Source organism: Rhizobium mesoamericanum STM3625, from assembly GCF_000312665.1.
Lineage (GTDB): Bacteria > Pseudomonadota > Alphaproteobacteria > Rhizobiales > Rhizobiaceae > Rhizobium > Rhizobium mesoamericanum.
Genome location: NZ_HF536778.1, coordinates 491,749 through 503,792, shown reverse-complemented (window position 1 = coordinate 503,792; position 12,044 = coordinate 491,749). Strand labels below are relative to the sequence as shown.

11 protein-coding genes and 1 pseudogene are annotated in these 12,044 nt (G+C 56.4%); 9 read left to right on the top strand and 3 right to left on the bottom strand.

Annotated features, from left to right (window positions below):
* Positions 1-518: 518 nt before the first annotated feature.
* Positions 519-1,256, bottom strand: coding sequence for an SDR family NAD(P)-dependent oxidoreductase (locus BN77_RS31005; RefSeq protein WP_007539786.1), 738 nt, complete (start codon positions 1,254-1,256; stop codon positions 519-521).
* 816 nt (positions 1,257-2,072) lie between these two features.
* Here BN77_RS31005 and BN77_RS30995 point away from each other — a divergent pair.
* The 6 genes from BN77_RS30995 to BN77_RS36120 all read left to right on the top strand — a co-directional run bounded on the left by BN77_RS30995 (position 2,073) and on the right by BN77_RS36120 (position 7,608).
* On the top strand, positions 2,073-3,398 hold the full coding sequence (locus BN77_RS30995) for a dicarboxylate/amino acid:cation symporter (RefSeq protein ID WP_007539780.1): 1,326 nt from the start codon (positions 2,073-2,075) through the stop codon (positions 3,396-3,398).
* Between the two features lie 1,349 nt (positions 3,399-4,747).
* Positions 4,748-4,981 carry a type II toxin-antitoxin system Phd/YefM family antitoxin gene (locus tag BN77_RS30985; RefSeq protein ID WP_007539778.1) on the top strand — a complete coding sequence of 78 codons (234 nt, stop codon included), beginning with the start codon at positions 4,748-4,750 and terminating at the stop codon, positions 4,979-4,981.
* A complete protein-coding gene (locus BN77_RS30980; protein WP_007539776.1) occupies positions 4,978-5,367 on the top strand; it encodes a type II toxin-antitoxin system VapC family toxin in 390 nt (129 codons plus the stop codon). The genes BN77_RS30985 and BN77_RS30980 overlap by 4 nt, the downstream gene beginning before the upstream one ends.
* 771 nt (positions 5,368-6,138) lie before the next feature.
* Entirely contained in the window at positions 6,139-6,336 is a 198-nt protein-coding gene (locus BN77_RS30975; protein ID WP_028746991.1) for a MarR family transcriptional regulator, read from the top strand.
* 2 nt (positions 6,337-6,338) lie between these two features.
* Positions 6,339-7,145, top strand: coding sequence for a deoxyguanosinetriphosphate triphosphohydrolase family protein (locus tag BN77_RS30970; protein ID WP_007539772.1), 807 nt, complete (start codon positions 6,339-6,341; stop codon positions 7,143-7,145).
* Entirely contained in the window at positions 7,096-7,608 is a 513-nt protein-coding gene (locus BN77_RS36120; protein WP_007539771.1) for a hypothetical protein, read from the top strand. The genes BN77_RS30970 and BN77_RS36120 overlap by 50 nt, the downstream gene beginning before the upstream one ends.
* On the opposite strand, the pseudogene BN77_RS30960 reads toward BN77_RS36120, so the two are convergent.
* Positions 7,595-8,647, bottom strand: a pseudogene (locus BN77_RS30960) (cytochrome-c peroxidase). The gene BN77_RS36120 and the pseudogene BN77_RS30960 sit on opposite strands and share 14 nt — an antisense overlap.
* 699 nt (positions 8,648-9,346) lie before the next feature.
* Here BN77_RS30960 and BN77_RS30955 point away from each other — a divergent pair.
* The 3 genes from BN77_RS30955 (at position 9,347) to BN77_RS30945 (ending at position 11,297) form a co-directional block, all read left to right on the top strand.
* Complete coding sequence (locus BN77_RS30955; protein ID WP_040679123.1) at positions 9,347-9,553, top strand: hypothetical protein; 207 nt, start codon at positions 9,347-9,349, stop codon at positions 9,551-9,553.
* A gap of 237 nt (positions 9,554-9,790) precedes the next feature.
* On the top strand, positions 9,791-10,594 hold the full coding sequence (locus tag BN77_RS30950) for a sulfite exporter TauE/SafE family protein (RefSeq protein ID WP_007539760.1): 804 nt from the start codon (positions 9,791-9,793) through the stop codon (positions 10,592-10,594).
* 265 nt (positions 10,595-10,859) lie between these two features.
* Positions 10,860-11,297 (top strand): Chromate resistance protein ChrB, encoded by a 438-nt coding sequence (locus BN77_RS30945; protein WP_341872178.1) that lies wholly within the window; start codon positions 10,860-10,862, stop codon positions 11,295-11,297.
* 146 nt (positions 11,298-11,443) lie between these two features.
* Here BN77_RS30945 and BN77_RS30940 read toward each other — a convergent pair.
* Positions 11,444-12,044: coproporphyrinogen III oxidase (locus tag BN77_RS30940; RefSeq protein ID WP_040679172.1), on the bottom strand; the 601-nt coding region annotated here is incomplete at its 5' end.

Below are 12,044 nucleotides of genomic sequence, written 5' to 3'. Positions count from 1 at the left end.
GTTGTGAGAACGTGCAAAAGTCATGCCGGGGCGTTCCTCGCCGATATTAACTCTTGGTGGCTTCGTCGACCTGTCGTACGCCGCCGCGTCTAAAGCAATACATTCCAGTGGCGATGCGGCGAACACGCGGAATCTCGATTTGCCATCCAGCATCGCGTTGCTGCGAATTGCTCGCCGGCAGATTGGCCGCAACAGGGCAGCTCTGTTGCCCCGCCACAAGGCCCCAAAAGGGCTGCCGCGAACTCCTTGCGTATTCGTAACCGCTCCTGTCCTAGAATAAGCCTTTAGAGCGCACGCAAGCCCGCTCAATGGCCAGCAACTTTGCTAAGCCCGCTTTGGAGAAAAGTCGCCGTCTTTGACTGGCTAGTTGAAGCTCTCTTATAGGCTGATTGGTCTGTCTGTCGTATGTTTCGACGTGGCACTGTTCCAGGTATTCGCACGAATATGAGCACTTGACCTAACCCTAATACAGTCGCTCAACGGCCGAGGATTGATGAGCCAATCCTTTACGAGAACCCTCATACGTGTTGCCCACCATTGATGTGGATTTCAGCACCATTGATATAGGACGAGGCAGGCGTGCAGAGGAAATAAATCGACTCGGCGATCTCAGACGGGTCGCCGAGACGTCCCATTGGTACTTGGCTGCTAACGAGTTTGTCCGTGCCGTCCGACAGGATCGACGTCTCTATCTCGCCCGGGGCTATGGCATTAGCGCGAACCCCCTGTCCAGCAAACTCATGAGCAATTTCCCTGGTGAGTGCCGCGAGACCTGCTTTAGAGGCTGCATACGCAGCGCCTGCGAAAGGGTGAACGCGAGCGCCGGCGATCGAAGTTATGTTCACGATGGAGCCCTTGCCCAACTCAAGCTCGGGAAGAAGGCCACGCACGAGCAAAGCCGTGGAAACGAGATTAACGTGCAGTACTTGTGTCCAAGTGCGCGAATCAGTGCCAAGCACGCCTAGCCGGCTCTGGTTCGGACCTTTCGGCGAGATACCCGCATTGTTGACGAGCGCATGAAGCTTGCCGGCTGGAAGTCGGCTTCGTACCTCTTCGGCAAGATCGTCTATCTTATCGATTTGCGCTAAATCTGCCTGGATGTGGCTCTCGCGTGCGGCTGGGCATGCGCAGTCCTCTGAAAAGGGGAGACGAGAAACTGTAAGGATTCTCCATCCTCGCTCTTGAAACAGTTTCACTGTCGCGTGCCCGATACCTCGGCTCGCTCCTGTCAAAAGCATGATGAGCTGCTCATTCATCAGTAGGGCCCTTCAGATCTTCGTTAAAACGTTAAACGGTGAAGCACGTAGCTTGCCATACGACCACTCGTTTTTAAAACAATGATGGCGTTCATAGTGCAATGTTCAATGTGCGACATTGTCGAGGCTGGGACGCTGCGCTTAATCAAGACGAAGAACGCCTGGTCGTCAAAATTTCCTCTCGCAAAAGCGATATGGTTGATCTCACCCTCGTAGCCGATGCACTTTCGCTGGAGACAGCGACGCCCTAAGCCTTGTCTTGCCGCCACCCGGTAGAGACGGGGCTATCTTCGGTGGACGGGAATGGCCCTATCGCCTTTGCCTTGGTTTTTGCGTCTGCTTTTTGTGTTTCAGTCTCGCGGTTTGTTTGCTTCTCCGCCCGCAGATCCTGTTGGATCTGTCGCTGGCGCTCAATCTCAGGCGACGGTTCACGTTGTCCGGAATGGGTTTGGATTGATTTTGATCGACGGCGCGCTTGGCACAGGCGGCGGCCGCGGCCGCCGCCTGCATTCGAACGCGTGATCCTCCCCACTCGTCGAACTCGTCGCCAACGCGTGGGATTACCTCCATCGAAAGACGTTTTGACAGGTATCGTGCCAGCTTTCCCATTTCGCTCGATGAACCTCTGCGTTTCTGCGAAGCCGCATGCATTAGGCTACAATTTAGCGCGTAACACATAGCTAGCGCTCCTCGTCGTGGGTCAGTTGGCACATTGATTGCTTGATTGCTCTACAAGCAGCCGCGGCTGTCGATCTTCGGACGGCGACCTGGGAGGCCCGGCGCGTTGCTGGACTTGGCGCCCACGCGGAGGATATCATGATCATCGAACATCCCGCGGCGGTCCGCGGCAAGATACCATTTTACCGCCATCTCTATGTTCAGGTCCTGGCGGCGATCGCCGCGGGTATCCTGGTCGGGCATTTCTATCCTGAGCTCGGCACTCAGCTGAAGCCGCTTGGCGACGCCTTCATCAAGCTCGTTAAGATGATCATCGCGCCGGTCATCTTCCTGACGGTCGCGACCGGCATTGCCGGCATGAGCGATCTCGCCAAGGTCGGCCGCGTTGCCGGCAAAGCGATGATCTACTTCCTGACCTTCTCGAGCCTCGCGCTCGTCGTCGGCCTCATCGTCGCCAATGTCGTGCAGCCGGGTGTGGGGATGCATATCGACCCTGCTTCACTCGATAGTAAGGCGATCAGCACCTATGCGGAAAAGGCGCATGAGCAGTCGATCGCTGGCTTCCTGATGAACATCATTCCGACGACGCTGACGAGCGCCTTTGCCGACGGCGACATCCTGCAGGTCCTGTTCATCTCGGTGCTCTTCGGCATCTCGCTCGCCATGGTCGGCAAGAAGGCCGAGCCGATTGTCGATTTCCTGCAGGCGCTGACGCTGCCGATCTTCCGGCTGGTGGCGATCCTGATGAAGGCTGCTCCGATCGGTGCCCTCGGCGCCATGGCGTTCACTATCGGCAAATACGGCCTCGCCTCGATCGCCAACCTCGCCATGCTGATCGGCACCTTCTATCTCACCTCGTTCTTGTTTGTCTTCGTCGTACTCGGCGCTGTGGCGCGCTACAACGGCTTCTCGATCATGGCGCTCATCCGCTACATCAAGGAGGAGCTGCTCCTCGTTCTCGGCACTTCGTCCTCGGAAGCCGCACTGCCGGGCCTCATGAACAAGATGGAGAAGGCTGGCTGCAAGCGTTCGGTCGTCGGCCTCGTCATTCCGACCGGCTATTCGTTCAACCTCGACGGCACCAACATCTATATGACGCTGGCGGCGCTTTTCATCGCCCAGGCGACCGACACCCCGCTTTCCTACGGCAATCAGATCCTGCTCTTGCTCGTCGCTATGCTGAGTTCAAAGGGTGCTGCCGGCATCACCGGCGCAGGCTTCATCACGCTCGCCGCGACGCTTTCGGTCGTTCCGTCCGTACCGGTCGCCGGCATGGCGCTGATCCTCGGCATCGACCGCTTCATGTCCGAATGCCGCGCAATGACCAATATTGTCGGTAACGCGGTCGCGACGGTGGTCGTGGCGAAGTGGGAAGGCGAGCTCCACCAGGCGCAGCTTCGCGCCGCGCTTGCAGGCGAAGCGCCGATTGAGACCAAAGCGACGTCCGCCCAGCCAGCTGAATAATGCCTCCAGGGCAACTGCCGCACACCAGTGCGGATTAGCGCGGTCTGGTTTTCCAGATCGCGCTCTTTTTTGTTTTTCCACCAGCGAGGACTCCTTGGCTGCCAAATGCCGTTCAAGCGCCTGCGCCGCCTTAGAGCGTCGGAACGAAACCGACGCCAGGCGCCATGCTCCTCAAACGTCTTTGATCTCAAAGCATTTGCCAATGATATTTGGCCGTTCGCTATGGCCTGTTGCATCAACCCACCCATCACCGCGCGGCGAAGTACCCTCGCCCGCGCCACGGTGCGTACAGTGAAGCGCATCGGTTCCCCACATGGCCTGCAGGCGGAGTGCATGAGGGAGGTTTGCGAAATCAGCCAACACCATGACGTCCGCCTCCCCCTCACGGACTCGAGCTGTCTATTCTGCCATACCCATGGCAAACACGTTCCATCAGCTCCTTCGCGTTCCAACAAACCGTGGCGGAATAGAAGCTGTAACCACAACGCCCACATGGAACCTGCGCCGCGGGCCGCGCCGCCATCGTTGGTTGATTTCCCCTGCCCGCTTTCCTAAGAAGACGCTCGTCGCAGCGACCACTTCGGTTTGTCGGGTCCGCGACACGATGCCGTTCGACCTGGTTCGTACTTCACTCTCATTTGCATCGTTGATAACGCACCGATAGTTTTTCCATGGGCGCCTCTTCGCGTAGCTGCCATGACTCGTGAGAAAATTGCGGCGTCGTTCCCGAACAGAATCGCGATCAAGCATAACGCTGAAGAACTCACATAGGCAGGTTGCGAGTGCGGTCGGACAGCATTGCAAGCACCCTGCCGCGGCGGCGAGGGTACTGTCGTGGGCCATTGCGGTGAACGAAACGCCAATTGGGAAGCCACAGAACGGCTTCCGATGGCGAACTGATGCCCGGACAGGTTTGCTTACGCCTCGATATCAAGCCGATGTTTTAGTGCTCTTGGAAAAGCTGAACCTACGGGGACCATCGCAACGTGAGATTCAGTTCCCGCACGGCCGTCCCTTACCGCGCCGCCAACCGCAACGATCACCACCGCCTCATGGAAATCGAAGGTTTGACCACCTAGTCTCAACTAGTGGCCGGTGGTATGAGATCGGCAGGGTTAGATTCCTGTCGTAAGCTGCTGCGTACTGGGCCCCCGCGATAACCAAAATTGCCAATCGTTGTTGCCAACGGATCGTGTCTTCATAAGCTATGACCGATCCCGGTGATCTGGACAGAGGCCGAATCAATGCGAACAATACGACAGCGGATGAACCATGCGTATGTAGGGACTATGCCAGTGAGACTGGATTTTAGATGAAAAAGCAGTCTAACTTAGCTAACCGAGGTTTCCATGCAGGTTACAATCCATAACGCCAAGACGAACCTGTCCAAACTTATTGAGGCGGCGAAGGCTGGCGAAGAAGTTGTCATCGCCAAGGGTAAGACTCCTGTTGCCCGGATCGTTGCCATCACGCAAAACAGGTTCACCATCGGGCTACTGAAAGACAAGGTCACAGGAGATGGACCAGATTTCTTCGAGCCTATGAGTGAGGATGAATTGGCGCTTTGGGAAGGGGCAGAGTGACGGCTGTATTGCTCGACACTCACACATGGGCATGGACGCTGACCGGCGATTCGCGTTTATCTGCCAAAGCAACCGCGCTAATTACGGACGCCGACAGCGTTTTCGTCAGTCCGATAAGCTTCTTCGAGATCGGACAGAAGGTTCGTATCGGCAAGTGGCCGGAGATGGAGCCATTCATCAACCATTTGCCGAGCTTGCTGGTAGAACAAGGCGGCAGAGTTGCCGCACTGGCGCCGGAGATTTGTTTGAAAGTGGCGACTCTTGCGTGGGAACATCGCGACCCGTTCGACCGTCTTTTGGCAGCCAGTGCGTTGGATTTTGGGACGGCGTTGATTTCAGCGGACGAGGTGTTTGACACGCTCCCCGCCGTTAAACGTTTGTGGTGAACTTCAAATCCCCATTGGTCACTGCTGGAAAGTCGGAGGTCCATTTGTTATGATCCGCCGATGCTTTGCGTAACTTGTCTTAACCCACTGCCATTTATTTCACGTGATTGAAGATTGACTGCGTTTTTGAGACAAACAGATAAGAAAGCAGCAATGATAGCCGAGCGAAAGCGATTTTTGGACCAGGTGCGTCCGGTCGATCGGCTGGTGGGCATCAGCGACCTGTCCGAGGCGACAAACGCGTACGCTGGTTTACCAAGAAGATGGAGCTCTGCCCTTGGGTAGAGAGCCTGGCCCCGATTTTAATGCACGGGGTAAAATACAGGATCGACACTTCAGCCCAGTACTTTTTGGCCGATAGCGATCTTAGAAGTCGACGCTGAGGGTGGCATCTGTCCAAAGAAGGGAAAAGGCGCGGGCCTCGTGCTTCCCTGGTACGACACCGGCATGGGGCACCACCGACAGAAATTAACATTGATTTCGTTGATGAATTTCACTCAACCGAAGCAGGCGCTGTTTTTTGTGGGGCAAAAAATGTTGCCGCTGCGACAACATGGGCCATTCATTTGATCTATCGCGGCACCACATTTGGTGTAGTGTGATTTCTGTTCCATTGGCTTGTCCGGCAGGTAGCCTAGTGGTATCCATTTTGTAACGAGCTGAGGGCAAAACAGCTTGGGCCAAGGGAAGCAGAACAAAATTGGGAACTTACCAATTCTAAAACAGTTTGTTTTAGGCTTGGTTCGCAACTCTTTTTAAGGGGTCACTGGAATGTCGAACGATATCGATCAAGTCGTAAGGGCCATTAGAGCGGCCGGAGGCACGATACGTCCATCCGAGCTGGCGAAGGCCGTTCACCAGGACAAGCGGACTTTGCAGCGCGCTGTTCAATCTGCGCTGGACAAAGGCTATATCGAAATCGACAGCCGGATGCGGCTTACCTTGGGTCGGGTGTCCGAAGCCGCCTAAGCATGTGGACAGCTAACGATCGTTCGAAGCGTTTTTACGAAGCTACCAAAACCGACCAACGGAATGACTTCGAAAGAGATCGCGACCGAATACTTTACTCTACCGCCTTTCACCGTCTCGCCGGAATTACGCAAGTGGTGCGCGCCGGCGAGCAGGAAGTTTTTCACAACAGGCAGCAGCACACCCTGAAGGTTGCACAAGTTGGGCGACGCCTAGCTCAACGCTGCATCGATGAGTATCCAAAATTCGCTAGCGTGATCGACGCAGAGGTGGTGGAAGCTGCTTGCCTCGCGCACGACTTGGGGCATCCGCCATTCGGCCACGTGGGTGAATCGTTGCTGGATCAGCTAGTCTCCGGTGACGATCAGGACGGTTTCGAAGGCAACGCCCAGACCTTTCGAATTCTCACCACCCTCGCGCTCAGATTTCCAGAACATAATGGCCTTAATTTAACGAGAGCTACGCTCGCAGCCACACTAAAATATCCCTGGCTGCGTGATCGCAAGGACAAGAACAAAACCTTTAAGTGGTCTGCCTACAAGGTTGATGCAGAGGCCTTTGTTTTCGTCCGTAAATTCCATGGTGGCGACAAGAGGACAGTCGAGGCGGCGCTCATGGATTGGGCGGATGATATCGCCTACTCAGTGCACGACCTAGAGGATTTCCATCGCTGCGGGGCCATACCTTGGATTGAGGTCTTCGGAGCGCACGACCAAATTGTCGACGCCGCCGCCGAAAAATGGCATAACGCGCCGCCTAATGCGGAGCAGCTATTGTCCGACTCTCTACCGGCTCTTCGAGTTCTTTAACCAGTTTTACGACAGTCTTCTTTACGAGCGTTACGTAGGTAGCAAGGATCAGCGCCTACAGCTCAGAAATCTCACTTCCACACTAATTGGCCGTTTTATCAAAGCTGCGGAGGTGGTGTCGCCGGAAGAAGTCAGGATTGGTGAAGACGAGCAGACGACGGTCATCCTATTAAAGCAGATCTTCAGAGAGTTCATCATTAAAAGCCCGCCACTAATCGCCCAGCAGCACGGTCAAAAGAACATTCTGCGATCTCTATATGAGGCAATATACTCAGAATCGAAGGGCACTTATCCGACATTTCTCCCCGTGAAGCTTCGCTATCTTTGGGAGATAGCAGAGGAAAACGTAGCGAGATTTACGGCTGACTGTGTAGCTAGCCTGACCGAGAAGGAGGTCGTAGGAATGTACGGCCGCCTCTACGGCACGTCTGATAGCTCAGTCCTAGATCCTATCGTCCGATAGAGCCCCTACTCCCCTCCTTTATCCACACAGGGCGGGGTGTTCCCCCCGTCTCGGCGGGCAAAAGGGGATAGGCGACCTCTGGTACCTTTCCGGTCAGCGAATTAAGGAAGGCAACGATCAGGTCGACTTCTTCTTCCTTCAATGCTTCGCCGAGCTGGGTGGTCCCCATGATGGCGACGGCCTGTTTGAGATCCCAAACCTTACCCGAATGAAAGTAAGGTGCCGTGAGTGCTACGTTGCGCAGCGGAGCTGCGCGGAAAACATATAAATCGTCGGATGTATTGGTGACGGCAAAACGGCCCTTGTCTTTTTCCGGCAGGACGCCGACGCTGGGCTTTTCAACAATGCCAAAACGGTGATAGCCATTCCCACCAACGTTGGTACCGGCATGGCAGGACTAGCAGCCTTTTTCCATGAAAAGCGTCAGGCCCTGTTTCTGTTCGGAAGTCATTGCGGCGTCATCGCCATTGAGAAAGGCATCGAATGGAGCCGGCGTGACAAGTGTCGCCTCAAAGGCTTCGATTGCCTTGGCGAAGTTGTCGAAGGTGACGGGATCGGCGTCACCCGCGAAAGCTGCACTAAACCACTCGACATATTGCGGCATCGATTTGAGCGTGGCAATGACTTGACCCGGTGTGTTGGCCATTTCGACACTGGCTTGGACCGGCCCCTTGGCCTGAGCCTTCAGGTCTTCGGCGCGACCGTCCCAGAACTGCGCGATATTGAAGACAGCGTTCAGTGCCGTCGGCGCGTTGCGCGGTCCCTTCTGCCAACCATGGCCGATCGAGGTTTCAAGATTGTCGTCGCCCCCAGTGGCCAGGTTGTGGCACGAGTTGCATGAGAAAACGCCTGACGCCGAGACGCGTGGATCGAAGAACAGTGCCTTGCCTAGGACGATTTTCTCCGGTGTGATCGGGTTGTTGACGACTGCCGGCGTGGTGGATGGCAACGCCTTGAAGGTAGCCAGCGCCATTGCTCTGAGGTCTGCGGGGATCGGATCCGCAGTAAAGGCGGTGGTCGCCATCAAGGCGGCAGCCATCGTAGTGAACAGGATTTTGATGGGCCGCAAACCGAGCACATCGAGAGCTTCGATCACAACGAGGTTCGCAAGTCCTCGGGCCTTACCGGCCGCCGATGCTGATGGAGAAGTCGGCCAGGCGGCTTGCCTGCAGGCCGCCTTCCTTCCCTGCGAAGAATTGCGGTTCTTTGTCGCTGATAGCGGAATAGGCCAGGCCCAGCCGGCTCTGAGCTAATATGGGACGCGGATTTCCTGCGCCAGTGAATCCATTTCATCATGAATCATCAGCCCCTCCCGCAGTTGCCGTGACAGCGCCTTTATGGACATCGAGGATCTCGCCGGGTTGGAACGAATGTAGAGTTGGGCGTCCGCGCGAGGGAACCGCGGCAAGCCCCTGTGCAGCCTTCGCTCGACTATTCCTGTACGACCTCTTAATTCGTCTGCATCGGGATCGTCCTACTGGAGAAAGATCGGATGCAGGCCCCGGCGGCGGAAAGCAATTTTCTGACATTTCGACATTCTCCGCACATTATCGTTGCTCTTGCGCACCTGCAAATGGCTCCGCGCAAAATGCCTGCCAAAAACAAAACTCTCTTTTTTGATACAGCGCAATCGATCTAACCCGCCGTCTTGCATGTCCGACATTGTGATACATCGGACATGCTACGCGACATGGAACCGAGATTTGCAATTGACGTCAGAGAAAGCACCAGGCGGGCGATGAAGTATCGCCGCGGAAGTGAGATCATCATTGCTACGCATGACGGGCGCGGCCGGTTCGACCCGCTCGGGGACGAAAAAGGCCACGTGTTTTCCCTGATGTCGCGTCTGGAACGCGTCGGGTTTCACGAGGGTTGCCAGCGCATCGCCGCGCTGATCGGCCTCCGACCACCGGTGCCGGCGTGGCAGGGGTCAAAAGGCGATTGAGGTGTTGAGATTCCCGCCAGGCAGCGGGCAGCATGGGCTCGTGCTGCAGACGAGGCCAAGAATCTGTTGAAGGAGAAGCGGCCGTCGCAGGCGTGCAGTTCTGCACCAGGAACTCAAGAGAGCATTCGAGGATCCTAAACAACATCGGCGGTGCATCGACAGCGGCATAGTTACTCGCGGCGCTTCCACCCTATATCCACTATCCACCGTCGTAATATCTGTGCATACATAACGTCCATGTCTGACACCGCCAATTCATCCTTGTCCCGTCATGTTGCTGCTGCTTTCGGTGGAGGGGCCATTATTGGCGCTCTCGGCGGCCTCGTCGGCCTTGGTGGCGCCGAGTTTCGACTTCCGATCCTGATTGGATTCTTCAATTTCGCGGCCCTTGAGGCGGTCATTCTCAACAAGGCCATGAGCCTCGTCGTCGTCGCGACCGCGCTGCCCTTTCGCGCTGGAACCGTGCCATTTAGTGTTATCGCCGACAATTGGCCGATCGTAGTCAATCTTCTCGCGGGCAGCCTGATCGGCGCTTGGTTCGGGGCGGGCTGGGCGACGAGGCTTCGATCAGAGACCCTTTACAAGGTCATTGCGATCATACTCGTGGCCATCGCGATTGTCCTGGTCCTCGGGCACGCCGCGACAGCGGGCCAGCCATTGTTAACGGGAGCGGTCCAACTTGTCGCAGGGGTGATTGCAGGCTTCATGATCGGCATCGTCGCGGCATTGCTCGGCGTCGCCGGAGGTGAACTGCTGATCCCAACGCTTGTCCTTCTGTTTGGGGCGGAAGTCAAACTCGCCGGTAGTCTCTCACTCGCCGTCAGTCTGCCGACTATGCTGGTGAGCTTCACGCGATACAGCCGGGATCAGAGCTTCTCGGTGATCGGCCGGAACAAGACGTTCATGCTGGTGATGGCGGCAGGATCGATCGTTGGCACATTTATCGGCGGTCTACTGCTCGGCATTGTTCCGAATGCGATATTGCTTCCGGCCTTGGCAATCATTCTTCTGATCTCTGCGGTGAAGGTGTGGCGGCACTAGCTGCGCAACTCTGTAGCTGATCCCAACCCGCACAAAGAACGAGAGCGCAGGCCTGGCCTGCCGCGCTGGGCTCCATACCGGCGTGGTCGGAGCGCGCGACGCCCGGCGCGTCCGCGCAACGGCTTGTCGCCGTCCTCCTTGCGCTGGTGCTGATTACTCAAGGTCCTGAAGAACGACCCCAGGGCCATCTTCACCGCCGCGAGCAAGGCGCAGCAAGCGGCTGATTGGATGCATGCGCAGCAGCCCCAGGCGAAGAAGATGGCAGGTGAGCAGTACCATCTTCATCGCGGGGGAATTTAAAGCTCCCGCACACTGTTTTGTGAAAGCCGTAACATTGGAATGCAGCTATGGCTACGTCATCCTGGCTGCTGCTGACCTACAAAGTCCCGCCCGAACCCGGTGCAAAGCGGGTCGCAGGTATCTGCAGAACGGGGTTTGCCTGCTCCCCAAGACCGACGACCACGTCCGCGGTCTGAAGATGATCGAGAATTGGCGTCTCCGAGATGGAGAATCCGTGATCTTGGAAACGGTCGCGGTCGATCGGCTCCAGGAAGAGAAAGTCATCGCCAGATTCCAGGCTGACCGAGACGAGGCCTGTCGGAAGTTCATCGACAAGTGCGGGGATTTCGATGCGGAGATCACTACGAACGGGCAGCGGACCACTTCACCTACGCCGAGCTTGAGGATAATGACGTCGATCTGAAGAACCTCCAAGGCTGCTCTGTAAACTCGACTTTATGGCGCAGCTCTTAGAGCCGAGGCTGAAGAATGAATGGCCTGCGAGGCATTGCTCGACACCTATGCCAGCAGGTGACGCACACGAGGAGAACCGCTAATTGGAGCCACACTCTAGAGGGACGGGCGGCCAAGAAAAGCATCGAATGCGGCAGCGACACCGCGAAGCGCAAAGCGACATTCCTGCCGCACACGGATTAAACCATCGTCGACATCAACTATCCCGTCCTCCGCCAGAATGTCCAACTGCTTAGCTGAACTACGCAAATGGATCGGATCAAATCCGTGAGCCGTACAGATTGCTGGTACGTCTGCCTCTAAGTAGCACATGAGTTGCTCGATGATTGCGGCCCGTACGCGATCTTCGATGGTTAGACGATAGCCTCTTGACGTCGCTAGGTGGCCGGACGCAATGGGTCGGTTATAAAAGCTTTGTGTGAGTTCGTTTTGAACGTAACCCTCGCGGCAACGACCGATGGCCGACGCGCCGAAGCCAATCACAGTTTGGCGCGTTTCGGCGGAGTACCCAAGCGAATTGCGCCGCAGACGACCTGTTCTGTGCGCTAGTGCAAGCTCATCATGCGGCAAGGCGAAATGGTCGAGCCCGATTTGCAGATAGCCGGCTGCAACTAGAGTATCGGCCATGACTGAGGCCTGCTCAGCGCGCGCGGCTAAATCGGGCAGCGCTGATCTGTCAATCAATCGCTGATTTTTT